The 24,336-nt window shown below is 68.6% G+C and carries 23 protein-coding genes; 13 read left to right on the top strand and 10 right to left on the bottom strand.

What is annotated here, in order from left to right; genetic code table 11:
• Positions 1–18: 18 nt before the first annotated feature.
• From HNP73_RS11045 to rsmA, 3 genes are read left to right on the top strand one after another with little or no spacing between them, the layout of a single operon-like run.
• Complete coding sequence (locus HNP73_RS11045) at positions 19–957, top strand: peptidylprolyl isomerase (RefSeq protein WP_184148904.1); 939 nt, start codon at positions 19–21, stop codon at positions 955–957.
• The gene (gene pdxA / locus HNP73_RS11040; RefSeq protein WP_184148901.1) at positions 954–1,943 is read left to right on the top strand and encodes a 4-hydroxythreonine-4-phosphate dehydrogenase PdxA; all 990 of its coding nucleotides are present in this window, start codon (positions 954–956) and stop codon (positions 1,941–1,943) included. Before HNP73_RS11045 ends, pdxA begins: the two co-directional genes overlap by 4 nt.
• A complete protein-coding gene (gene rsmA / locus HNP73_RS11035) occupies positions 1,940–2,806 on the top strand; it encodes a 16S rRNA (adenine(1518)-N(6)/adenine(1519)-N(6))-dimethyltransferase RsmA (protein ID WP_184148898.1) in 867 nt (288 codons plus the stop codon). The genes pdxA and rsmA overlap by 4 nt, the downstream gene beginning before the upstream one ends.
• Positions 2,807–2,931: 125 nt before the next feature.
• Here the strand turns inward: rsmA and HNP73_RS11030 are convergent, their stop codons facing one another.
• The 8 genes from HNP73_RS11030 to HNP73_RS10995 form a co-directional block, all read right to left on the bottom strand.
• On the bottom strand, positions 2,932–3,978 hold the full coding sequence (locus HNP73_RS11030) for a DUF4167 domain-containing protein (RefSeq protein WP_184148896.1): 1,047 nt from the start codon (positions 3,976–3,978) through the stop codon (positions 2,932–2,934).
• A 199-nt stretch (positions 3,979–4,177) separates the two neighbouring features.
• The gene (gene prmC, locus HNP73_RS11025; protein WP_184148893.1) at positions 4,178–5,014 is read right to left on the bottom strand and encodes a peptide chain release factor N(5)-glutamine methyltransferase; all 837 of its coding nucleotides are present in this window, start codon (positions 5,012–5,014) and stop codon (positions 4,178–4,180) included.
• Positions 5,011–6,066: a peptide chain release factor 1 gene (gene prfA, locus HNP73_RS11020; protein ID WP_184148891.1), complete on the bottom strand. Its 1,056-nt coding sequence runs from the start codon at positions 6,064–6,066 to the stop codon at positions 5,011–5,013. The genes prmC and prfA overlap by 4 nt, the downstream gene beginning before the upstream one ends.
• A gap of 3 nt (positions 6,067–6,069) precedes the next feature.
• A complete protein-coding gene (locus HNP73_RS11015) occupies positions 6,070–7,251 on the bottom strand; it encodes a multidrug effflux MFS transporter (protein ID WP_184148889.1) in 1,182 nt (393 codons plus the stop codon).
• 112 nt (positions 7,252–7,363) lie between these two features.
• The gene (gene ispG, locus HNP73_RS11010; protein ID WP_184148887.1) at positions 7,364–8,521 is read right to left on the bottom strand and encodes a flavodoxin-dependent (E)-4-hydroxy-3-methylbut-2-enyl-diphosphate synthase; all 1,158 of its coding nucleotides are present in this window, start codon (positions 8,519–8,521) and stop codon (positions 7,364–7,366) included.
• A 99-nt stretch (positions 8,522–8,620) separates the two neighbouring features.
• Positions 8,621–9,820, bottom strand: a complete 1,200-nt coding sequence (locus HNP73_RS11005; protein WP_184148885.1) for a helix-turn-helix domain-containing protein — start codon at positions 9,818–9,820, stop codon at positions 8,621–8,623.
• A 180-nt stretch (positions 9,821–10,000) separates the two neighbouring features.
• On the bottom strand, positions 10,001–10,513 hold the full coding sequence (locus HNP73_RS11000) for a MarR family winged helix-turn-helix transcriptional regulator (RefSeq protein WP_184148883.1): 513 nt from the start codon (positions 10,511–10,513) through the stop codon (positions 10,001–10,003).
• Positions 10,514–10,590: 77 nt separating this feature from the next.
• Positions 10,591–10,857: an FAD assembly factor SdhE gene (locus tag HNP73_RS10995; protein ID WP_184148881.1), complete on the bottom strand. Its 267-nt coding sequence runs from the start codon at positions 10,855–10,857 to the stop codon at positions 10,591–10,593.
• A 145-nt stretch (positions 10,858–11,002) separates the two neighbouring features.
• Here HNP73_RS10995 and eno point away from each other — a divergent pair, with 145 nt between their 5' ends.
• The 10 genes from eno (at position 11,003) to HNP73_RS10950 (ending at position 23,222) form a co-directional block, all read left to right on the top strand.
• Positions 11,003–12,280 carry a phosphopyruvate hydratase gene (gene eno, locus HNP73_RS10990; protein WP_184148878.1) on the top strand — a complete coding sequence of 426 codons (1,278 nt, stop codon included), beginning with the start codon at positions 11,003–11,005 and terminating at the stop codon, positions 12,278–12,280.
• A gap of 3 nt (positions 12,281–12,283) precedes the next feature.
• A complete protein-coding gene (locus tag HNP73_RS10985) occupies positions 12,284–12,916 on the top strand; it encodes a thiamine phosphate synthase (protein ID WP_184148875.1) in 633 nt (210 codons plus the stop codon).
• A 103-nt stretch (positions 12,917–13,019) separates the two neighbouring features.
• The gene (locus HNP73_RS24140; RefSeq protein ID WP_221288464.1) at positions 13,020–13,616 is read left to right on the top strand and encodes a molybdopterin-dependent oxidoreductase; all 597 of its coding nucleotides are present in this window, start codon (positions 13,020–13,022) and stop codon (positions 13,614–13,616) included.
• Between the two features lie 12 nt (positions 13,617–13,628).
• Entirely contained in the window at positions 13,629–16,109 is a 2,481-nt protein-coding gene (gene fdnG, locus HNP73_RS10980) for a formate dehydrogenase-N subunit alpha (RefSeq protein WP_484477028.1), read from the top strand.
• Complete coding sequence (gene fdxH / locus HNP73_RS10975; protein ID WP_184148869.1) at positions 16,106–17,068, top strand: formate dehydrogenase subunit beta; 963 nt, start codon at positions 16,106–16,108, stop codon at positions 17,066–17,068. The genes fdnG and fdxH overlap by 4 nt, the downstream gene beginning before the upstream one ends.
• Positions 17,068–17,751, top strand: coding sequence for a formate dehydrogenase subunit gamma (locus HNP73_RS10970; RefSeq protein WP_184148866.1), 684 nt, complete (start codon positions 17,068–17,070; stop codon positions 17,749–17,751). Before fdxH ends, HNP73_RS10970 begins: the two co-directional genes overlap by 1 nt.
• Positions 17,752–17,809: 58 nt before the next feature.
• Entirely contained in the window at positions 17,810–18,712 is a 903-nt protein-coding gene (gene fdhE, locus HNP73_RS10965) for a formate dehydrogenase accessory protein FdhE (RefSeq protein ID WP_184148863.1), read from the top strand.
• A 2-nt stretch (positions 18,713–18,714) separates the two neighbouring features.
• Positions 18,715–20,034 (top strand): L-seryl-tRNA(Sec) selenium transferase, encoded by a 1,320-nt coding sequence (gene selA / locus HNP73_RS10960; RefSeq protein ID WP_184148860.1) that lies wholly within the window; start codon positions 18,715–18,717, stop codon positions 20,032–20,034.
• A complete protein-coding gene (gene selB, locus HNP73_RS10955; RefSeq protein WP_184148857.1) occupies positions 20,031–21,965 on the top strand; it encodes a selenocysteine-specific translation elongation factor in 1,935 nt (644 codons plus the stop codon). Before selA ends, selB begins: the two co-directional genes overlap by 4 nt.
• A gap of 132 nt (positions 21,966–22,097) precedes the next feature.
• The gene (locus HNP73_RS10950) at positions 22,098–23,222 is read left to right on the top strand and encodes a DUF2235 domain-containing protein (RefSeq protein WP_184148854.1); all 1,125 of its coding nucleotides are present in this window, start codon (positions 22,098–22,100) and stop codon (positions 23,220–23,222) included.
• Positions 23,223–23,225: 3 nt separating this feature from the next.
• Here HNP73_RS10950 and HNP73_RS10945 read toward each other — a convergent pair whose 3' ends face one another.
• Together HNP73_RS10945 and HNP73_RS10940 are read right to left on the bottom strand one after the other, a co-directional pair.
• On the bottom strand, positions 23,226–23,948 hold the full coding sequence (locus tag HNP73_RS10945; RefSeq protein ID WP_184148851.1) for an LrgB family protein: 723 nt from the start codon (positions 23,946–23,948) through the stop codon (positions 23,226–23,228).
• Positions 23,945–24,298 (bottom strand): CidA/LrgA family protein, encoded by a 354-nt coding sequence (locus HNP73_RS10940; protein WP_184148848.1) that lies wholly within the window; start codon positions 24,296–24,298, stop codon positions 23,945–23,947. Before HNP73_RS10940 ends, HNP73_RS10945 begins: the two co-directional genes overlap by 4 nt.
• Positions 24,299–24,336: the final 38 nt, after the last annotated feature.

Raw genomic sequence — 24,336 nt, 5'->3', positions numbered from 1 at the left:
CGGTCTGAAGGAGTGACGATGCGGAGTGTCCTCGCAGCCAGGGTCCTCACGGCCCTCGCGATCACGATCGTGACGGCGATGGCGGCGCCGGTCAGGGCGGCGAACCCCTACGCGCCGGCGTTCACCGTGAACTCGAGCGTGGTGACCGAGTACGACATTGCGCAGCGGGTCAAGCTGCTCGATGCCCTTGGCGCCACTGGCGACCTGCGCAAGGTCGCGACGCAGCAGCTGACCGAGGACCGGGTAAAGGTGCAGGCGGCGAAGTCCCTCGGGATCACTCTTCCCGAGGGCGCGATCCAGACGGGAATCGCGGAGTTCGCGACCAACCGCGGCCTGACGCCCGAAGACGTGACCGAGGTGCTCTCGGTTCGCGGCATTGATCAGCAAACCATGAACGACTTCGTGGAATCCGGGCTGATGTGGCGCGAGGTGCTGGGCACCCGCTTCCGCGCCCGGGCGATGCCCACTGATGCCGATCTCGATCAGGCGATGGAATTGCAGGCCAAACGGCCGCGCGAGATGCTTTACCTCGCCGAGATCGCCCTGCCGTTCGCCGAGCGCGGCGAGGCGGAGACGGTGACGCTCGCCAACCAGCTCTACAGCCAGATTTCGCGCGGCACGAGCTTCGCGAGCGTCGCGCAGGAGTACAGCCGCAGTGGCACGGCCGAACAGGGCGGCGTCCTGCCTCCCGTGCCCGCGACCCAGCTTCCGACCGACTTCCGCACGCAGGTCCTGTTGCTCCGCCCGGGCCAGACCACCCGGCCGATGCCGATCTCCGGCGGCCTCGCGCTCATCAAGCTGGTCTCGATCAGGCAGGAGGCGCCCGATGCCGCCGCCGTGGAGACGCCCGAGGCCCGTGAGCAGCTGCGCCAGCGGCTCTTCAGCGACCGGGTGGCGAGTTTCGGTCAGGGCTATCTGCAGGAGCTGCTCGGCGACGCGCTCATCGTGCAGAAATGACCGCGCCGGTCGCGCTCACGCTGGGCGATCCGTCCGGGATCGGCGGCGAGATCGTGCTCAGGGCCTGGGCGGACCTGCGCGGGCGGTTGCCGTTCTTCCTGATCGGTGACGTGGCGCTGATGCGCGAGACCGGCGCCCGGCTTGCCCTGCCCGTGCGGGAGATCGCGGCGCCCGGGGACGCGGTGGCGGCGATGCCGGACGGGCTGCCGGTGCTCTCGCACCCCCTGCCCGCGCCGGCGCTGCCCGGCCAGCCCGATCCGGCGAACGCGGCGGCGGTGATCGCGATCATTGCCCGTGGGGTGGAGCTGGTGCGCGATGGACAGGCCTCGGCGCTCTGCACCAATCCGATCCACAAGAAGGCCCTGAAGGACGGCGCGGGGTTCGCGTTTCCCGGCCATACCGAGTACCTCGCGCATCTTTCAGGCGCGGCCCTGCCGGTGATGATGCTGGCGGCGCCCGCGCTCCGGGTGGTGCCGGTGACGATCCACATCCCCGTCGCCGACGTGCCGGGCGCACTGACGCCCGACCTGCTGGAGGCGACACTGCGGGTGACGGAGGCGGGGCTACGGACGGATTTCGGCATCGCCACGCCGCGCATCGCCGTCGCCGGGCTGAACCCGCACGCGGGCGAAGGCGGGGCGATGGGGCATGAGGAGGCGACGGTGATAGCGCCGGTGCTGGATCGGTTGCGCGCCGAGGGGATGACGATCGCCGGGCCGCTGCCGGCGGACACCATGTTCCATCCGGCGGCGCGGGCGCGCTATGACGTGGCGGTCTGCATGTACCACGATCAGGCGCTCATCCCGATCAAGACGGTGGATTTCGACGGCGGGGTAAACGTGACGCTCGGGCTCGACTTCGTGCGGACCTCGCCGGATCACGGCACGGCCTACGATATTGCCGGCAAGGGCGTTGCGAGCGCGTCGAGCCTGATTGCGGCGCTCGGGATGGCGCGCGACATGGCGGCCGCGCGGGCACGGGCGTGAGCGGCGCCGGGGGGTCGGGCGGCGACGGACTGCCGCCGCTCCGCGAGGTGATCGCGACGCACGGGCTCGCGGCACGCAAGTCGCTGGGACAGAATTTTCTTTTTGACCTGAACCTGACCGGACGGATTGCGCGGCGTGTCGGCGATCTCGCCGGGTCTGATGTGCTGGAGATCGGCCCCGGGCCGGGCGGGCTGACGCGGGCGCTGCTGACTGAAGGGGCGCGCAAGGTGGTGGCGATCGAGCGGGACGCGCGCTGTCTCCCGGCGCTGGCCGAGATCGCGGCTGCCTATCCGGGGCGGCTCGAGGTGATCGAGGGGGATGCACTTGGCGTCGATCCCCTGCCGTTGCTGACGCCGCCGATCCGGATCGCGGCGAACCTGCCCTACAACGTGGGGACCGAGCTTCTGGTGCGCTGGCTGACTCCGGCGGTCTGGCCGCCGTTCTGGGAGAGCATGACGCTCATGTTCCAGCGTGAGGTGGCAGAGCGGATCGTGGCGGCGCCGGGCTCGAAGGCATACGGGCGGCTGTCGCTTCTCGCGCAGTGGCGGTGCAACGCGCGGATCGCCTTCGAGATCCCGGCGCGGGCGTTTACCCCCGCGCCGAAGGTGACGAGCGCGGTCGTGCATCTCGAACGCCTCGCCGAGCCGCGGTTTCCGGCGGATGCAGCGGTGCTGAGCCGGGTGGTGGCGCTCGCCTTCGGGCAGCGGCGCAAGATGCTCCGGGCGAGCCTTCGGCCGCTCGGCGATGCCGAGACGCTGCTGGCGGCGGCGGGGATTCCGGCCACCGAGCGGGCGGAACAGGTGTCGCTGGAGGGGTTCTGCCGGCTGGCGCGGCTGGTCGCCGAGCGGGACGCGTCGCGCTGACGCGCGGGCGTCGAGAGGCTGGCGAAATCGGATGGTTCGGGGGCGGGCTGTCCAGGACGCTGGGAGCCCGGGACGCTGGCTGATCGCGGGGGGGCCACAGGTAGGCCCCCCTGCCGGCGTTGGACTTACTCGCTCGGGGCGGCCTCGGGCGCAGCAGCGGGCTCGGGCGCGGCAGCGGCCTCGTCCGTCGCGGTGACGGCCGGCTGGGTCTTGCGCCGGCGGGCGCGCGGCTTTTTCGCCGGTTCGGCCTCCGGCTCCGCGAGCTCGATGGCTTCCTCCTGAGTGGCGGCCCCGGACACGGCTGCGTCCGGCGCGGCCACGGGTTCGACGGCTGCGGGCGCGGCCTCGCGCCGGGTCCTCGGGGACCTCACCCGGGCGGCCGGCTGCGGTTCCGCTACGGGTTCGGGCGCCGTCTGCTGCACGGGCTCCGGGAGCGGTGCCGGTTCAGCCTGTGTCACTGGTTCGGCCTGCGGCGCAGCGGCATCCTGCGGCGCGGGGGTAGCCTGCTGGACCGGCTCGGCCTGCGGCGCGGGAGCGGCCTGCGCGGCGGGCGCCTGTGCGGGTGCCGCCTGCGCGGCGGGCACCTGCGGTGCGGGTGCGGCCTGCGCTGCGTGTGCCTGCGGTGCGGGCCCGGCGGCGTGGGGGGCCGACTGGCCGTTTACCCGCTGCTCACGCGGCTCGCGGTCGCGGCGCTGGAAGCCGCTGTTGTCCTCGTAGCCGCCGCGGCGGCCTTCGGGGGTCTCGATCGGGCCCGAGTCGAAGCCGTCGTCGGTGTCGATCATCGTGAGGCCGGAGCCCACGTTGGGCTGCGATTGCTGGCGGCGCTGATCGAAACCACCCTCCTCGCGATCGCCGTCACGCTCCTGACTGGCGCGGGCCTCCTGCTGGACGCGCTGCGCCTCGCCGAGGAGGCGGCCGTAGTGCTCGGAGTGCTGGAGATAGCTCTCGGCAGCGACACGGTCACCCGAAACCTGGGCATCGCGGGCGAGCGCCTGATACTTGTCGATGATCTGCTGCGGCGTGCCGCGCACCTTGCCATCGGGCCCCGCGCTCTCGAACACGCGGTTGATGATGTTGCCCATACTGTTGCGGCGCTGGTTGTTATTGTTGTTGCTGTGGCTACCGCTGTTGCCGGTCTTGTTACGGGACCGCGACTTGTTCGATGGTCTCATGCCGTGAATTGTCCGCCATTGGTGGCTGTGGGGACAGGTTGAACCGCCTTGCGGCAGTCAACGATCATCCCGTTGTGTCAGTGCACTTGTCCGATCCGCCATGCGTCCCAAGCAAGGATAATCCTGGACGCTCGCGGAGGATCTCTCCGAGATATAAGCGGGTGGTTGGAAAACACAAGCGGAAAACCCCAAACTTTTCTCAACCTTGCGCTGAGGCGGCGATTACGCGATCGCGCAGGTCGAGATCCGGATGGATGCAGGTCTCGGTGAGCCCGGCACCCCGCAGCAATGCAGAAACCGCCGTGCCCTGGGTCGGGCCGATCTCGACGAGCACGCGTCCGTGTGGGGCGAGAAGTGGCGGGAGTGACGGGGCGATTGCGGCGTAACTCTCAAGGCCGGAGGGGCCGGGGGTGAGGGCGTGACGTGGCTCCCAGTCGCGCACGTCAGGGGCGAGTTCATCAATCTCCGCCGCGGCAATGTAGGGTGGGTTCGACACCACCAGATCGAATGGCCCCGCGACGCCGGCGGCCCAGCAGGTTTCAACGAACTGCACCCGGGGGCCGATCGCGAGCCGGTCGGCGTTTGCTGCCGCCACGGCCAATGCGGCGGGGTCGATGTCGGTGCCGACGCCGCGCGCCTCGGGCCATTCGGCAAGCAGGGTCAGAAGGATCGCGCCACTACCTGTGCCGATGTCGAGGATGCGCGCGGCCGGACGGCCGCGGAGGGCGATCTCGATGAGCGTCTCCGTCTCCGGGCGCGGGTCGAGAACCGCCCCGGTGACGGTGAAGTCCCTGCCCCAGAACGCCCTGGTCCCGACGATCTGGGCCACGGGCCGGAAGCTCACACGCTGCGCGATCATCCTTGCGAACGTATCGGCTGCCTCCGCAGGGATCGTGTCACCCGAGAGGAGCGTCAGGCGGTCGGACGGAACCCCGAGCGCCGCCGCCATCAGCCGCCGGGCGTCCCGGCCCGGATCGGCGATGCCGACCGTCCTGAGCCGCTCGGTGCCGGTCGCGAGTGCCGCCCGGATGGTCACGGGTCGAGCTCGGCCAGCCGCGCGGCCTGATCTGCGAGGCCAAGGGCCGAGATCACGTCATCGAGATCGCCCTGCATGACCTGGTCGAGCTTGTAGAGCGTGAGGCCGATGCGGTGGTCGGTGAGGCGTCCCTGGGGGAAGTTGTAGGTGCGGATGCGCTCGGAGCGATCGCCCGAGCCCACCTGTCCCTTGCGGGCGGCGGCGCGCGCGGCCTCGCTGCTGGCGCGCTCGCGGTCGTAGAGGCGGGCGCGCAGGACCTGCATTGCCCGCGCGCGGTTCTGGTGCTGCGACTTCTCGGACGAGGTGACGACGATGCCGGTCGGAAGATGGGTGATGCGCACGGCGGAGTCGGTGGTGTTGACGTGCTGCCCGCCGGCGCCGGAGGCGCGCATGGTGTCGATGCGGATGTCGGAGGCAGGGATGTCGATCTCGACCTCCTCGGCCTCCGGCAGCACCGCGACGGTGGCGGCGGAGGTGTGAATGCGCCCGCCCGACTCGGTTTCCGGCACCCGCTGCACCCGGTGGACGCCGGATTCGAACTTCAGCGCGGCAAAGACCCCCTTGCCGCTCACCTCGGCGACCAGTTCACGGTAGCCGCCAAGCTCGGTCTGCGCCGCCTCGACGACCTCGAAGCGCCAGCCCCGCGCCTCGGCATGGCGCTGGTACATGCGCGCAAGATCGGCTGCGAAAAGCGCCGCTTCCTCACCGCCGGTGCCAGCGCGGATTTCGAGGATCGCCGAGCGTTCGTCGGCCGCGTCCTTCGGGAGAAGCGCGAGCTGTACCGCATGTTCGGCCTCGGGCAGCTCGGTGGCGATGCGCGCGGCCTCTTCCTCGACGAGTTCGCGCATCTCGGGGTCCGTGCGCAGGCGCTCCACCTCGTCGCGCTCGGCGTGGAGCGCGCGATAGTGCGCGATCGCCTCCACCACCGGCCGAAGCTCGGCGTACTCGCGCCCGAGGGCCGCCAGATCGCCGCCCCCTGCCCCTTCGGCCATGCGCGCCTCGAGAAACTCGAAACGGGCGCGGATCTGGTCGAGCCTTTCCTCAGGCACCATGGCTCAGGCCACCCGAGGGGTGGCGCGCCCGAAGGTCGCCTGTGCGGTCAGCCAGCAGAGAATGCCGGCGATCGCGATTGCCGAAACCATGGGAAGTGCCGTCCCGTCGAAGAACGGCCCGGCGGCGACGATCATCAGCCCGCCGGTCACCATTTGCAGCGTGCCGCCGAGCGAGGATGCAAGGCCCGCAATGTCCGGGTGCGGGTCGAGCGCCATCACTGCCACCGTCGGGATGACGAGACCGAGGAAGGCGTTCGCGGCAAGGAGCATGAGGATGATCACCGGCAGGCTGCCGAACCCGGCGAGAACCACGAGCACGAGGAGGCACGACACCCCGGCGAAGCCCGTCACCGCCAGACGCACGACGCGGCCCATGCCGTGGCGCTCGCCGAGCGAGGCGGCGGCTTGCGTGGCGCCGAAGAAGCCGATGGCATTGAGCGCGAAGGCGAGGCTGAAGCCGGTGGGCGAGAGGCCGAACTCGCCGGTGTAGACGAACGAGGCGCTGGCGAGAAACGCGAAGAAGCTCGCCATACCGAAGCCGCCGATGAAGGTCAGGCCGAGAAACTGCGGATCGCGGATGAGCCGCCAGGCGCCGGCAAGGAGCTGGCGCGGCCGGGCCGGTACGCGGCGTTCGGGCGGCAGCGTCTCTTCCAGCGCGAAGGCGGTCAGGGCGAGGCTGAAGGCGGCGGCGGCACCGAGCACGAGGAAGATCGACCGCCAGCCGGCGACCGCCATGACGCCGCTGCCGGCGAGCGGCGCGAGCATCGGCGAGACCGAGATCACGAGCATCACCGTCGCCATGAGCCGCGTGGCGGCGGGGCCGGTGTGGAGGTCGCGGATGATCGCGCGCGGGATCACCATCACCGTGGCGGCGCCGATGCCCTGTATCACGCGCGCCACGAGCAGCGTGGCGATGGTCGGCGCAAAGGCGCAACCGATCGTGCCGAGGAGGAAAATCACGAGCCCGACGTAGAGTGGCGGCTTGCGCCCGAACTGGTCGGACAGCGGGCCATAGGCGAGCTGGCTGATGCCAAAGGCGGCAAAGAAGACCGAGAGCGTCGACTGGGTCGCCTGCATGCTCGTTCCGAGATCCGCCGCGACCTGTGGGAGGGCCGGCAGGTACATGTCGATCGCGAACGGGCCAACGGCGCCGAGCAGACCGATCACGAGCGCGATGCGGAGCATGACGAGAAACCTCTGGGTATGCGCGATCCTGCGACCGAAAAACCGACGCGGGCGGGCGGCGGCTTATGCCCCATCGCCTCGCCGATGTCCACCAGTCGCCCCGGCCGGACGATTATTCCGCGGCTTTCGCCGCGGCTGCTGCTGCGGCGTCTTCTGCGGCGTCGAGTTCGGCCTGGATCTCGACCGCGCGCTTTTCCACCAGCTCGACGATGTGGTCGACCATGCCCTCGTTGCCGAGTTTGTGGTGCTGGCGTCCGGCCATGTAGATCATGCCCGAGCCCGCGCCGCCGCCGGTGAAGCCGACGTCGGTCATCAGCGCCTCACCCGGGCCGTTCACCACACAGCCGATGATCGAGAGCGACATGGGCGTCTTGACGTGTTCGAGGCGCTTTTCGAGGATCTCGACGGTCTTGATGACGTCAAAGCCCTGCCGGGCGCAGGACGGGCAGGAGATGATGTTGACGCCGCGATGGCGCAGACCGAGCGACTTCAGGATCTCGAAGCCGACCTTCACCTCCTCGACCGGATCGGCGGAGAGCGAGACGCGCAACGTGTCGCCGATTCCCATCCAGAGCAGGTTGCCGAGGCCGACCGCGGACTTCACGGTGCCCGACAACATGCCGCCGGCTTCGGTGATGCCGAGATGGATCGGCGCGTCCGTCGCCTCCGCGAGGCCCTGATACGCGGCGGCGGCGAGGAAGACGTCGGAGGCCTTCACGCTGATCTTGAACTCGTGAAAGTCGTTGTCCTCGAGAATGCGGATGTGGTCGAGCCCGCTCTCGATCATCGCGTCCGGGCACGGCTCGCCGTACTTCTCGAGCAGGTGCCGTTCCAGCGAGCCCGCGTTCACGCCGATGCGCATGGAGCAGCCGTGGTCGCGGGCGGCCTTGATCACCTCGCGCACCCGCTCCTTCGAGCCGATGTTGCCGGGGTTGATGCGCAGGCAGGCAGCACCGGCTTCGGCGGATTCGATGGCGCGGCGGTAATGGAAGTGAATGTCGGCGACGATCGGCACCGGGCTCTCGCGGACGATCTCCTTCAGTGCCTTCGAGGAGGCCTCGTCGGGGACGGAGACGCGGACGATGTCGGCGCCGGCATCGGCGGCGGCCTGTACTTGGGCGATGGTGCCGGCGACATCGGTCGTCAGCGTGTTCGTCATGGTCTGGACGCTGATCGGCGCGTCGCCGCCCACCGGAACCCGGCCGACGTGGATCTGGCGCGAGGGGCGGCGCTCGATGTTCCGCCAGGGGCGGACGGGATTGTGGGTCATCTCGGGTACGGGGATCCGTCACTTGCGTTTGGGGTGCAAGGATAAGGCCGCGGGCGGGGAATGTCATCCCCACCCGCCCGTCGTCACGGAAACGTCGCGCTACTGGACGAGAAGCGGCGCGCTCAACGGTCCGGCCTCGCCGAAGACCTGCGAGATGGTCTCGGGAACGTCCGTCACCACGGGGAATTTCTCCGCGATGAGCGTGGGGTCGAGCGCGATGCCCTTTGCCGCGCGGGTGCCCCGGCCAAGCGGGCCGCGCAGGTCGCCGCCGACGCGCACGTAGACCGATCCGGAGTTGCCAGCCCAGATGAGCGGAACCTCGGAACCCTCTGGCGGGGAATAGGTCTGGCCCTTCTCAAGAATGCTCTCGAAGACCACGGTGCCGTTCGGCATGTAGACCCGCACCCAGGCGGCGCGTTCGGCGACCACGACGACGCGCTGGGTGGCGGCGGTCGCCAGTACCGGGCCACTTGCGGCGCTGGGATCGTCGGCCGTGAGCACCACGGGAACCACGGAGACCGGCGCATCGGGGTCTCGGACGGCCGAGACCCGCGGGAGCGTCGCCGGCTCGGCGGCGGCAAGCAGGCCGGCCTTGTCCGGGTCGATCGCGGCGATCGGGCCGTCGCGCGGGACGAGGATCGGCACCTCGAGTTCCTGCTGGCGGTAGAGTTCGGCCAGCGAGGTGGCCGCGACCGGGGTCGCGAGGTCGGCGAGGGTCGGCTCCTCGGCGCCGCCGGTCGTCGGCGGTTGCAGGCTGTCGATCTCTGCCGTGGCCTGGGGCGTGTCCTCGACCGGTGCGAACTGCACGCGCTGGATGTTCTGGAGCACCATCCAGCCGCCATAGCCGAGCCCGCCGACGAGACAGAGCAGCATGGCGACCGAGCCGATGCCGGAGAGCGAGACCGTCGGCCGGCGCCTCGGCTCGTGGCGCGCCAGAGGCATGTCGAGACCGACGGTCTTTCGCCCGGCCGCGCCGCGCGCGACGGGATGTGCGGACGGCGACCGCGTGGTGCCCGAGAAGCCGCTCTCCTGGCAGAAGCGCCAGAAAATCTCGTCGGGGTCGAGCCCGAGATAGCGGGCGTACGAGCGGACATAGCCGGCGATGAGGCCGGGGTTCGAGAAGACCTCGGGCTTGGACTCCTCGATCGCGGCGATGTAGGCGGCCTTGATCCGCAGATCCCGCTGGATGTCGAGGAGCGTCTTGCCGAGCGTCGCCCGCTCGCCGCGCAGTTCATCGCCGAGCGTATACTCGTAAGGGCCGTACTTCCTCGCCCCGGAGATGTGTACGCCTGAATTCATCGTAGTCCCGCCTGCCGACCTCTTACTCATCGTCCTGCCAGTGTCCTGCATCGCCGAATCGTCGTCTGACCCACGGCTGTGTTTTCATGATCATATCATGAATCTAGGCCCTTGGCAGGGTTGGGTTGTTTGAATTGTCGCTCGGTGGCGGAAAAGCCGCATGGGATCGGCCGCCGGCGGTCAATAGATGTAACGGATCTGGTCGGTCCAGTAGCGCTCCATCCGGCGCAACCCAGCGTTGATCTCTTCGAGGCGGGTGCCGCCCAGCACATCGCGCCCGAGAATGCCTTCGGCATGACGCTGGAAGAGCTCCGCGATGATCGTGCGGATGGTGCGGCCGCGGTCGGTCAGCCGGACGCGGACGGACCGGCGATCCACCTCACACTTCTGGTGATGCATGTAGCCGCATTCGACGAGCTTCTTGAGGTTGTACGACACGTTCGACCCCTGATAGTAGCCGCGCGTCTTGAGCTCGCCCGCAGTTACCTCGTTGTCACCGATGTTGAAGAGGAGCAGCGCCTGCACTGAATTGATGTCGATGATGCCGAGACGCTCGAATTCATCCTTCACCACGTCGAGCAGCAGCCGGTGGAGCCGCTCCACCATGCCGAGCATTTCCAGATAGGCCCCGAGAAACGCGTCGATCGCGGCGAAATCCGGCGTCGCTGCCGCGACTTTTGCGTGCATAACCATGCCGATCCTCCGCAAATTGGCTGTGCGGAGAACCCTTGCGCAGAATCATAACCAACTGGTTAAGACGCGGAGGTTGCTTACTGGGGAAATCCGATCGGTTGCTTTCCGTGGAACTCCCGGATCTTGAAAACCAAATCGAGATATTCTTCCGGCGCACTCGTCCGTTCCATGAACCAGTCGTAAACTTCTGTGTCATTCTCCGACAGCATTCGCTCGAAGACTTCCGTCTGCGGCACGACCGCCACCTGCGCGTCGGCATAGGGCCCGAGCAGCAGGTCGAGCTCGCGTATTCCGCGCCGCCATGCCCGGATCCTCAGCCGCTTCAGCCGCGTCGCGTCGTCCATATCCATCTCCCCGCATGACCCTCCGCTGCTTATTCCGCCATCCGGCAAGATGCAAAGCCCGCCGACGGCAAAGATTCCGGTTCCGCGTCCCGCTGCTTTCGTCTAGCACTCACGCCGCAAACGAACGCGCCAGATGGGGGTATGCATGTCGGTCATCATCGACGTCGTCGGTCGGGAAATTCTCGACAGCCGGGGCAATCCGACCGTTGAGGTCGACGTGCTGCTGGAGGACGGCGCCATGGGCCGGGCCGCAGTGCCCTCGGGCGCCTCGACCGGCGCCCACGAGGCGGTGGAGCTGCGCGACGGCGATACGGGTCGCTACGGCGGCAAGGGCGTGCGTCGCGCGGTCGAGGCGGTGAACGGCCCGATCTGCGACGCGCTGACCGGGCTCCGCGCCACGGACCAGACCGGGATCGACCGGACGCTGATCGATCTGGACGGCACGGCCAACAAGGGCCGGCTCGGAGCCAATGCCATCCTCGGCGCGAGCCTCGCCACTGCGAAGGCGGCGGCGTCGAGCCTCGGCACGCCGCTCTATCGCTACGTTGGCGGCGTCTCGGCGCATGTCCTGCCGGTACCGATGATGAACATCATCAACGGCGGCGCCCATGCCGACAATCCGATCGACATCCAGGAATTCATGGTGATGCCGGTCGGTGCCAGTTCGCTAGCCGAGGCGGTCCGGATGGGCGCGGAGGTCTTCCATTCGCTGAAGAAGGCCCTCTCCAAGGCTGGCCACAACACCAATGTCGGTGACGAGGGCGGCTTCGCCCCGAGCCTTGGTTCCACCACCGAGGCGCTCGACTTCATCATGAAGTCGATCGAGACCGCCGGCTATCGCCCGGGTACCGACATCTATCTCGCCCTCGACTGCGCGTCGACGGAGTACTTCAAGGACGGGATTTACAACCTTGAAGGCGAAGGCAGAAAGCTCTCGTCCGCTGAGAACGTCGACTATCTCACCGCCCTCGTCGACGCCTACCCGATCATCTCGATCGAGGACGGCATGGCCGAAGACGACTGGGAGGGCTGGAAGCTCCTGACCGACGCGATCGGCAACCGGGTGCAGCTGGTGGGCGACGACCTCTTCGTCACCAATACCGAGCGGCTGGTGCGTGGCATCGAGCAGGGCATCGGCAACTCGATCCTCGTCAAGGTGAACCAGATCGGTTCGCTGAGCGAGACCCTCGCCGCCGTCGACATGGCGCACCGCGCCGGATTCACGGCCGTCATGTCGCACCGTTCCGGAGAGACCGAGGACTCGACAATCGCCGATCTCGCGGTCGCGACGAACTGCGGCCAGATCAAGACCGGTTCGCTCAGCCGTTCGGACCGCCTCGCCAAGTACAACCAGCTGATCCGCATCGAGGAAGACCTCGGCCCGAACGCCGCCTACGCCGGGCGCTCGATTCTGCGGCGCTGACCCATGGCCGTCGCGGGCGACAGTCCGGCCGAGGGGCCGCGCCTCTACCTGATCGCGCCCGCGGCCTTCGGCCACGGCGACCCGGAGCGGATTGCCCGCATCCTCGAGGGGTTCGACGTGGCGTGCGTCCGGCTGGCGCTCGCCACGGGCTCCGAGGATGACGTGGCGCGGGCCGCCGACGCGCTGCGTCCGGTCTGCTACGCCCACGACGTGCCGCTCGTCGTTGCGGACCACTATCGCCTCGTTCCCCGCCTCGGGCTCGACGGGGTGCACCTGAGCGACGGCGCGCGGCAGGTCCGGGAGGTGCGCAAGGTGCTCGGCGCCGATGCAATTGTCGGCGCCTTCTGCCGGGCCTCGCGCCACGACGGCATGACCGCCGCCGAGATCGGTGCGGACTATGTGAGCTTCGGGCCGGTGGGCGCCAGCGGGCTCGGCGACGGCACCGTCGCCGACGCGGATCTCTTCGCCTGGTGGTCGGAAATGATCGAGGTTCCGGTGGTGGCCGAGGGCGCGCTCACTCCCGACCTGGCCGCGTCCCTCTCGCAGACGGCGGATTTCATCGCCGTCGGGCCGGAGATTTGGGCGGCGGCGGATCCCGAGGCGGCGCTGAAAGATTATTTCGCGGCGAGCGGCTAAAAGCCGCACCGGAGAAGTCCTTGACGGACTTGACCGGAATCGGATCTGTCATATGCTGAATTCCGTGAACCCATCTCGCAAGAGACAGGCAACGGAGGCGCCAATGAACGTGGACCTCTCGCGGCGCGGCTTTCTCAAGCTGAGCGGCGCGGGTGTGGCGGCGACATCACTCGGAGCATTGGGCTTCGGTGAGGCGGAAGCGGCGGAGGCGGCCCACGTCAGGGCCTTCAAGCTCACCACGACCACCGAGACACGCAACACCTGCACATACTGCTCGGTCGCCTGCGGCATCATCATCTACTCGAAGGGCGATGTGCGGGACGGAAACGCCGACATCGTCCACATCGAGGGTGACGTCGACCACCCGACGAACCGTGGCACGCTTTGCCCCAAGGGCGCGGCGCTGAAGAGCTACGTCAAGTCCGAGACCCGGCTGACGCAGCCGATGCTGCGCGCCGCGGGGTCCAGCAAGTTCGAGCCGATCACCTGGGACGCGGCGCTCGACAAGATCGCGCGCGCCATGAAGGACGATCGGGACGCGAACTTCATCACCCACAACGACGCGGGCGTGCCGGTCAACCGCTGGACGACCACCGGCTTCCTCGCGGCTTCCGCAACCACGAACGAGACCGCATGGGCGACCACAAAGGTCGTGAAGGCGCTCGGTATCGCAGGATTTGATAACCAGGCGCGCGTCTGACACGGCCCCACGGTGTCCAGTTTGGGCCCAACCTTTGGCCGTGGCGCGATGACGAACTCCTGGACCGACATCAAGAACACCGACCTGGTGATCGTGATGGGCGGCAATGCGGCGGAAGCGCACCCGTGCGGCTTCAAGTGGGTGACGGAGGCGAAGGCGCATCGCGGCGCCCGGCTGATCGTCGTCGATCCGCGCTTTACCCGGACAGCGTCGGTCGCTGACGTCTATGCGCCGATCCGTCCCGGCTCGGACATCGCCTTCCTGATGGGCATGATCCGCTGGTGCATCGAGAACGACAAGGTGCAGTGGGAGTACGTGAAGAACTTCACGAACGCCGCCCTGCTGGTGAAGGACGAATACGGCTGGGAGGACGGGCTTTTCGTCGGCTACGACGCCGAGAAGCGCGACTATGACCGCTCGTCCTGGGACTACCAGATCGGCGAGGACGGCTTTGCCCGCACCGACCCGACGCTGCAGGACCCGCGCTGTGTCTGGAACCTGCTGAAGCAGCACGTCTCGATCTACACTCCCGAGATGGTGGAGCGGATCTGCGGCACGCCGAAGGACAAGTTCCTGAAGATCGCCGAGATGATCGGCGAATGCTCGACGCCGACGAAGACCATGACGTCGATGTACGCGCTCGGATGGACACAGCACTCGAAGGGGTCGCAGAACATCCGTGGCATGGCGATGCTGCAGCTCATTCTCGGCAACATCGGCGTGCGCGGCGGCGGCATGAATGCGCTGCGCGGTCACTCGAACATTCAGGGGCTGACCGACATCGGGCTCATGTCCAACCTCCTCCCCGGCTATCTCAACGTGCCGACGGAGAAGGAAACCGACTTCGAGACCTACATGAGCACGCGGGCGTTCAAGCCGCTCCAGCCGAACCAGACGAGCTACTGGCAGAACTACCGCAAGTTCATGGTCTCCTTCATGAAGTCCATGTGGGGCGATCACGCGACGGCGGAAAACGACTGGGCGTATCACTACCTGACCAAGCTCGACGTGCCAAACTACGACATCCTGCGGATGTTCGAGCTCATGAACTCGGGCAAGGTGAACGTCTACTTCTGCCAGGGGTTCAACCCGCTGCTGGCGTTCCCGAACCGGGGAAAGCTGACGAGCGCGCTCTCGAAGCTGAAGCTGCTGGTGACAATCGATCCGCTCGAGACCGAGACGGCGCGGTTCTGGGAAAATCACGGCGACTTCAACAACGTCGACAGCGCGGCGATCCAGACCGAGGTGCTGCAGCTGCCGTCCACCTGCTTCGCGGAGGACGAGGGCTCGCTCACCAGTTCCGGCCGGTGGATCCAGTGGCACTGGGCGGGGGGCACGCCTCCCGGTGAGGCCAAGCACGACACGTGGATCATGGCGCAAATCTTCCTGCGGATCCGCGAGCTCTACCGGACGGAGGGCGGTGTGTTCCCCGATCCGATCGTGAACCTGTCGTGGGAGTATGCCGACGAGGGCGAGCCGAGCCCTGAAGAACTGGCGAAGGAGATCAACGGCCGGGCTCTGACGCCGGTGATGGATGCGACCGACCCCACCAAGACCCTGGTCGAGGCTGGTCAGCAGCTCCTGAACTTCAGCCAGATCCGCGACGATGGCTCCACCACGTCCGGCTGCTGGATCTATTCCGGCTGCTGGAACGAGAAGGGCAACAACATGGCGCTCCGGGACAACAACGACCCGGATTCCACAGGTGCCTATCTCGGGTGGTCGTTCGCCTGGCCGCTGAACCGGCGGATCCTCTACAACCGGGCCTCCGCCGACATGGCGGGCAAGCCCTGGGATCCGAGCCGCAAGCTCATGGAGTGGAACGGGGAGAAGTGGACGGGCTACGACGTGCCCGACATCGCGCCGACCTCCGCGCCGGGCACGGTGATGCCGTTCATCATGAACGCGGAGGGCGTGAGCCGCCTCTTCTCCCGCGGCATGCTGCGCGACGGGCCGTTCCCGACGCACATGGAGCCCTTCGAAACGCCGGTGCCGAACGTCATCAACCCGAAGATCGTCGGCAACCCGGTGGCCCGGGTCTTCGCCGACGACGCGGCCCAGTTCGGCACGTCGGAACAGTTCCCGCACGTGGCGACCTCCTACCGTCTGACGGAGCACTTCCATTACTGGACGAAGAACAACGCGGTGAACTCCGTGCTTCAGCCACAGTTCTTCGTGGAAGTCTCCGAGCAGCTCGGCGAGGAGAAGGGCATCAAGGGCGGCGACTGGGTGCGCGTCTGGTCGAACCGTGGCTCGGTGAAGGCCAAGGCCGTGGTGACCAAGCGGCTGAAGCCGCTGACCTGCGACGGCAAGACCGTGCATGTTGTCGGCATTCCGCTGCACTGGGGCTTCATCGGCGCGGCGCGGAAGGGCTTCGGTCCCAACTCGCTCACGCCGTTCGTGGGTGATGCGAACGTGGAAACGCCGGAGTTCAAGGCGTTCCTCGTCAACATCGAGAAATCCACGGCGCCAAAGGAGGGGCCGGTCGCATGACGACAGCACCCGAACCGCTGACCGCGGCCAGCAATCCGCCCGTCGAGCCGCTCGAGTCAAACCTGCTGCCGAGCGACGTCATCCGCCGCTCGGCCACCACCGACCTGCCGGAACCAACCCGGCAGCTTACCAAGGTGGCGAAGCTCATCGACGTCTCGAGGTGCATTGGCTGCAAGGCGTGTCAATCGGCCTGTATCGAGTGGAACGACACACATCCGGCGATCGAGGAGAATGTGGGATCCTACACGAACCCGCATGATCTCACGCCGGAGATGTTCACGCTCATGCGGTTCACCGAGTGGGAGAACCCGGAGACGAACAACCTCGAGTGGCTGATCCGCAAAGACGGCTGCATGCACTGCGAGGATCCGGGGTGCCTGAAAGCCTGCCCCGCCCCGGGCGCGATCGTGCAATACTCGAACGGCATCGTCGACTTCATCCACGAGAACTGCATCGGCTGCGGCTACTGCATCTCGGGGTGCCCGTTCGACATCCCGCGCATCTCCAAGGTCACGAACGTCGCGTACAAGTGCACGCTCTGCGTGGACCGGGTGGCGGTGGGTCAGGGCCCGGCCTGCGCCAAGGCCTGTCCGACCGAGTGCATCACCTTCGGCCCGAAGGAGGAGATGCAGGCGTTTGCCGAGGAGCGGATCGCCGAGCTCAAGACGCGCGGCTTCGAGAACGCCGGGCTCTACGACCCGCAGGGCGTTGGCGGCACGCACGTCATGTACGTGCTCCAGCACGCGGACAAGCCCGAGATCTATGCCGACCTGCCGGCGGATCCGCGGATCTCGCCCGTCGTCGAGGCGTGGAAGGGCGTGACGAAGACCGTGGGCCTTGCCGCCATCGGCGTCATGGCGGTCGGCGCGGCGCTGCACGGGTTCTTCGGCAGGCCGAACGAGGTGACTGGCCGCGACCGCGAGGAAGCGCAGCGTCTGGTGGATGAGGAGCGGCCCTGATGGAACGCGTCTATTCCCAGTCCGGTGACCGCATCGAGAGCCGGTTGCCCGTCATCGTGCACCGCTACGGCCCGTTCACGCGAGCAAATCACTGGCTGACGGCCGCGTGCCTCATCCTGCTGCTGATCTCGGGTCTCGGGTTCTTCCACCCGTGGCTCTACTTCCTGACCGACCTCTTCGGCGGCGGCCAGACGGCCCGGGTGGTCCACCCGTGGATCGGCGTCGTGCTGTTCGTGAGCTTCCTCGGACTGTTCTTCCGGATGGTTCGCCTGAACCTGCCGCGCCGCGAGGACGCGGTCTGGATCGAGAACGTCAGGGAAGTGGTCGCCGGCAAGGAAGAGGATCTGCCCGAGCTCGGCAAGTACAATGCCGGCCAGAAGTTCGTGTTCTGGGCGATGACGGTGCTCATCATCGTGCTGATCGTCACCGGCTTCATGATGTGGCAGCGCTACTTCGATGGGCTGGTGACGATTCAAGTGCGACGGATCGCGACGATGGTGCACGCGATCGCGGCGGTCCTGATCATCCTGACGTGGATCCTGCATGTCTATGCAGCGATCTGGACGCGCGGGACGCTGCGCGCCATGACGCGGGGCACCGTGACCGGGGGCTGGGCGTGGCGGCATCACCGCAAGTGGCTGCGCGAGCTGGCTCGACTCGATCGGAAGGGTCCGGCAGAGTAATCGCGGCCCGCAACGTGATCGGGTGGCGCGCAGGTGGCCGGTTCGGCCCGGAGGTGGCATGGCGGATGACCTGAAGACGACCCGGCTCGGAGTGATCCCCGAGCCGCCGTTCGTGATGCTGCCTGATCCGGGCGCGGTCTTCGACAGGCGGGCCGAGCGGCTGCGCTTTCTCGCGGACGGGTCGCGGCTTGGTCCCTATCTCGGCTTTCTCGCGCAGATCGTCGCCTGTCAGGCGGTGTTGGTCCGGGAACTGGCTCCGGTGGAGCCGCTCCCCGAGGATGCCGTCGCGCAGGCGATTGCCGGGGCGATGCCGCCGATCGACCGCATGGGTCTGGCCGAGGCGCCGGACCTTGACGCGATCCTCGACCGCCTGCTCGAGCGCGTGGCGGTGGTCCCGATGCCTGACGCGGCGGATGCCGCGCGGCGGGCGCTCGCGGGCGCCGATCGCGAGGCACGCACCGACATTCTCGCGCAGGTGCTGGCCGGGGAGGTTGCAGGCGAGGACGCCGGTCCGGCGCTCTTTGCCGCCGCGGCGGTTCAGGTCCATGCGAGCCGGCTTGCCGCGACGCTTGATGCGAAGCACCTCCGGCCGGTGCGGGTCGGGCTCTGTCCCTGCTGCGGCAGCCGGCCGGCAAGCTCGATCGTCGTTGGCGACAAGCGGGCGGAGGGCGCGCGCTATGCCGCCTGCGGCATCTGCTGCACGCTCTGGAACGAAGTGCGGATCAAGTGCCTGGCCTGCGGCACCACCAAGGGCATCAGCTACCGCGCGACTGGCGAAGATGCGGTGATCAAGGCCGAGGTCTGTGACGAATGCCGCTCGTGGGTGAAAATCCTCTACGCCACACACGACACCGCGCTGGAACCAATTGCTGACGATGTGGCAAGCCTCGGCCTCGACATCCTCATGGCCGACTCCGACTGGCGGCGCGCCGGCTTCGATCCGTTCCTGACAGGCGTCTGACCATGGACAAGCGTTCCCTGCCTTCGGTCGACCGGGTGCTCCGTTCGCCGGAGGGCGCGGCCCTCGTGGAACGGCACGGCCGGGTTCCGGTGACCGAGGCGCTGCGCGCGTTGCTCGACGATATCCGCGCCGGGGCGATGCCGCCGGGCGGCCTGGCCGCGGCGCTTGCCGCCCGGCTCGACGTGCCCTCGACGCTCCGGCCGGTCTTCAACCTGACCGGCACGGTGCTGCACACCAATCTGGGCCGGGCGCTGCTCGCAGAGGCGGCGATCGAGGCCGCGGTGGCGGCAATGCGCGAGCCCGTGGCGCTGGAGCTCGACCTTGAAGCCGGGCGCCGGGGCGAGCGGGACAACCACCTGCGCAGCCTCCTGCGCGAGCTGACCGGCGCGGAAGACGCCACCGTCGTCAACAACAACGCCGCCGCTGTGCTGATCGCGCTCAACACGCTCGCGGAGGGTCGCGAGGCGATCGTGTCGCGCGGAGAGCTGATCGAGATCGGCGGCGCGTTCCGGATGCCCGACATCATGGAGCGGGCCGGCGTGCGGCTGCGCGAGGTCGGCACCACGAACCGCACCCACGCCCGCGACTATCAGGCGGCGATCGGGCCGGAGACCGCGCTGCTGCTGAAGGTCCACCCGTCGAACTACCGCATCGAGGGGTTCACCGCCGAGGTGTCGCCCGACCAGCTTGCCGCCATCGGCCGCCATCTGGAAATCCCGCTGATGAACGATCTCGGTTCGGGGACGCTGATCGATCTCAGCGCTTTTGGCATCCCCGGTGAGCCGACGGTTCGCGAGGCGGCCGCGGCGGCCGATCTGGTGACGTTTTCCGGCGACAAGCTGCTCGGCGGGCCGCAGGCCGGGTTCATCGTCGGGCGTGCCGACCTGATCGCGGCGATCAACCGCAACCCGCTGAAGCGCGCGCTCCGGCTCGACAAGATCCGCATCGCGGCACTGGAGGCGACGCTGCGGCTCTACCGCGACCCGGACCGGCTGGCCGAGCGGATGCCGACGCTGCGCCTGCTCGGGCGGCCGCACGCCGAGATCCGCGCGCTGGCGGAGCGGCTCGCGCCCGGCGTCGCCGGGCGGCTCGGGGTGCCGGTCGAGGTGGTGGACTGCGCCAGTCAGGTGGGCTCCGGCGCGCTGCCGGTCGAGTCGCTGCCGAGCGCGGGCCTCAGGCTCGGGGGTGGTGACCCGGAGGCGCTGGCGGCGCGGTTGCGCGCCCTGCCCCGCCCGGTGCTCGGCCGGATCCGCGATGGTGCGATGCTGCTTGACCTGCGATGCCTCACCGACCCGGAAGGCCTGCTGGCGGCGCTGGAATGATCGTCGGCACGGCCGGTCATATCGACCACGGCAAGACCGCGCTGGTGCGGGCGCTGACCGGGGTCGATGCCGACCGGCTGAAGGAGGAGAAGGCGCGCGGCATCACCATCGAGCTCGGTTTCGCCTATACCGACCTCGGGGCCGGCGGCGTCACCGGTTTCGTGGACGTGCCCGGGCATGAGCGACTGATCCACACCATGCTCGCGGGCGCCGGCGGCATCGACTTCGCGCTGATCGTGGTCGCGGCTGACGACGGAGTGATGCCGCAGACCCGCGAGCATCTGGCGATCCTCGATCTTCTCGGCATCGCGCGCGGCGCGGTTGCGCTCACCAAGGCCGATCTCGCCGACAAGGACAGGCGCGCGGCGGTCACCGCCGACATCCACCAGACGCTGGCCGGTACGGCACTGGCGGACGCGCCCGTGCTGCCGGTCTCGACGGTGACGGGCGAGGGCCTTGGCGCGCTCGGCGCATGTCTCGCGGCGGCGGAGCGCGGCATCGCGCTGCGCAGCGACGACGGGCCGCTGCGGCTGCCGGTGGACCGAGCCTTCACGCTGACCGGTGCCGGGACCATCGTCACCGGCACGGTGCTCGCTGGCCGTGTCTCGATCGGCGATGAGGTGCTCCTGAGCCCCACCGGCCTGCCCGCGCGGGTGCGCTCGATCCACGCGCAGAACCGCGTCGTCGAGTACGGCCGGGCGGGCGAGCGATGCGCGCTCGGCCTTGCGGGTGAGCGGATCGGGCGGGCGGCGATCTCGCGGGGAGACATGGTGATCGCCCCGGCGCTGCACGCGCCCACCGATCGCATCGACGCGGAACTCCGGCTGCTGGCGAGCGAGCCGCGGCCGCTCGCGGACTCGGCGCCGGTGCATCTCCACACCGGCTCCGTGGGGATTTCCGCCCGCGTGGTACCGCTCGGCGCACCGATCGAGCCGGGGGCGGCTGGTCCGGTGCAACTGGTGCTCGCCCGGCCGATTGCCGCTGCGGTGCCCGACCGCTTCGTGCTGCGCGACGCTTCCGCGACCCGCACCATCGGCGGCGGGCGGTTTCTCGACCTGCGCGGGCCGCAGCGCCGGCGTCGCACGCCCGAGCGGCTGGCCCACCTCGCTGCCGCCAAAACGCCGGACCCACGCGAGGCGTTGACGCGTCTGCTGGCCGCGCCGCCGCATTTCGTGATCCTGCCCGACTTCATCCGGGACCGCGCGCTCCCGGAGGCGGAGGCAACCCGGGCGGCGGCCGGCACCGAGCGGATCGGTCAGGTGGTGCTCGCGCCGGCCACCCTCGCCGCCTTGCGCCAGTCGCTGACCGAGCGGCTCGCCGGGTTTCACGAGACGAACCCCGAGTTGCAGGGCCTTGGCCGCGAGAGGCTGCGGCTTGCGCTGGAGCCGAGGCTGCCCGGCGGGATCTTTCCCGCGTTCCTGCGTCAGGAGGCGGAGGCCGGCCGGCTGGTGCTCGAAGGCGCCTTTGTCCGGCTGCCCGAGCATGTGGCACGGCTTTCAGCGGTGGACGAGGCGCTTTGGCAGGACATCGCGCCGGAGCTTGGCGGCGACGCACGCTTCCGCCCGCCCCGGGTGCGCGACTTCGCGACCGAGACAGGGACGCCCGAGGGCGAGGTGCGCCGCGTCCTGAAGCTCTGCGCCCGCGCGGGACGGGTCGACGAGATCGCGCACGATCACTTCTTCCTGCGCACGACCACCGCCGAGATGGTCCGCCTCGCCGCTGAGGCAGCGGAAGAGACCGCCGATGGCTGGTTTGTCGCCGCGCGCTTTCGCGACCGGATGCAGAACGGGCGCAAGGTGGCGATCCAGATCCTTGACTTCTTCGACCGCCACGGCGTCACCCTGCGCAAGGGTGACCTCAGACGGATCAATCCGCGTCGGATCGACCTGTTCGACCCGGCGGAATCCGTCGCTGTGATCACACCGGCTTAAGGCTTTCGCCGTACCGTCCCGCTTCCCGGCCTTCCGGGAAGCACACCCCGAGTTTCCGCGACAATCCCGATCGCGCCCTCGGAGCAGCCCTCCCCCCCCCCCGTGCGCGGTCCCCCAGACCGAAAGCGCACCATGAAACGCATCGTCATCGCCTGCGACGGCACCTGGAACCGGCTCGACGCAGCCTTTCCGACCAACGTCGCGAAACTCGCCCGTGCCGTGCTGCCGGTTGGTCCCGGCGGCGTGTCGCAGATCACCTGCCACCTTGACGGCGTGGGCAGCGGCCGCGGCACCGGCTACCTCGCGCAGGGCGTCGACCGGGTGCTTGGCGGCACGCTTGGGCTCGGACTGATGACGACGCTGGAAGAGGCCTATCGCTTTCTCGTACTCACTTACGCGCCCGGGGACGAGATCCACCTGCTCGGCTTCTCGCGCGGCGCCTTCATGGCCCGCTCGCTCGCCGGATTGTTGCGGACATCCGGCATCCTCGAGCGCCGGAACGCGCCCGCGATCCCCGACGCCATCGGGCTCTATCGTCGGAGAATGGCAATCGGCGGCGCCGACGGGCAGGCGGCGATGGCGTTTCGCGCCCGGCTCTCCGCCCATGTAACGACGAGCCCGCGCGAAGCCGACCGGCGTGTCGCGTCCGGTCTCACCCCCGGTGTGCCGCTTGCCATTGCCTATCTCGGGGTCTGGGATACGGTCGGCGCACTCGGCATTCCGAGCCACTTCACACTCGCCGCGCGGCTGAACCGCGGACTCGCGTTCCACGACACCTCACTCTCGCGGCTGGTGCGGGCCGCGCGCCACGCCGTTGCGATCGACGAGCGCCGGCGGACCTTTCCGCCGACGCTCTGGGCGAACATTCGTGCCCTGAACCTCGGTGCCGGCCGGCTCGCCTATGCGCAGCGCTGGTTTCCGGGTGACCATGCTTCGGTCGGTGGCGGCGGGCCGGTGACCGAGCTTTCCGACGACGCGCTGGTCTGGATCGCCGAGGGCGCGGCGGCAGCGGGGCTTGCCCTCGACCAGGCCGCGCTCACCGACTGGCGACAGGCGCGCAACCCCTTCGGACCCCTCAGAGCCCGGCCGCGACCCTCGATCCTCGGGCGCCTGCTTGCGCTCGACACCCACGACCGGACCGGCCCCTCACGGCTCGCCGAGCTTGCCGAGGCGGCGGTCCGGCGCTGGCACGCGGACCCGGGGTATCGCCCCGGGTCGCTCCGCCGGCTCCTGCCGGCACTGACACGCGGCCGCTGACGCTCAGAGGAAGAGCGGCAGCACCAGGAACACCAGTGACGTGAGCGCGCCGTTCAGGCCCATGGCGATGCCGGCGAAGGTGCCGGCCTCCTCGCTCACCTGAAAGGCGCGCGCGGTGCCGATGCCGTGGCTCGCGACCCCGACGGCAAAGCCGCGCGCCGCGTAGTCCCGGATCCGCAACGCGTTCATCAGCGGCGTGACGATCACCGATCCGACGATCCCGGTCAGGACCACGAGAACGGCGGCCAGCGCCGGAATGCCGCCAAGCACCTGCGTCAACGCCATGGCAATCGGCGCGGTGACGGATTTCGGCGCGAGCGAGGCGAGGATTTCCCCCGGCGCGCCAAAGATCCATGCGATCCCCACCGCGGAAATGATCGCGGTCAGCGATCCGGCAATCAGCGCGGCACACATCGGCAGCAGGTCGCGCCGCACGGCCTTGCGATTGCGCCAGAGCGGCAGGCCGAGCGCGACGGTGGCCGGGCCGAGCAGGAAGTGCACGAACTGCGCGCCCTCGAAGTAGACCTGATAGGGCGTGCCGGTCAGGCCGAGGAGCAGGATCAGGAGCCCCGCGGCGATCACCACCGGGTTTGCCACCGGATGACGGCGCAGGGCCTGGCTGATCGCGTCACCGATCGCGTAGGCGATGAGCGTCGCGCTCAGCCACAGCAGCGGCGTCTGATAGAGATAGACCCAGATCCGATAGACGTCAGGGGTATTCGTCATGCCTCGGTCCCCCGCGTCCACTGCGCCACGAAGCGGAAGACATAGACCGTGACGATGAGCGTCAGCACGGTGGAGACGATGAGCGCGGCCGAGATCGCAAGCCAGTTCTCCTGGATGAGATCGATCTGCTGCACCACGCCGACCGCGGCCGGCACGAAGAGCAACGACAGGTTCTTCAGGAGTGTGTCCGCCACCCCGTCGAACGCCTCGGTCGATCCCCTCCTGAGAAAGAGAACCAGAAACAGCAGCCCCATTCCCAGAACCGGCCCTGGAAAGGTGATGCCGATCGCCTGGACGATCACTTCGCCTGCGAGCTGACAGAGAAACAGCAATGTAATTGCATAAATCATTGGCCAGTCTCCATGAAATTGACGGTTGATGGGAAATG

This window comes from Amaricoccus macauensis (assembly GCF_014201905.1).
Taxonomy (GTDB): domain Bacteria; phylum Pseudomonadota; class Alphaproteobacteria; order Rhodobacterales; family Rhodobacteraceae; genus Amaricoccus; species Amaricoccus macauensis.
Note: the sequence above shows the minus strand (reverse complement) of the source record. Positions and strands in the feature narration are given on the sequence as shown.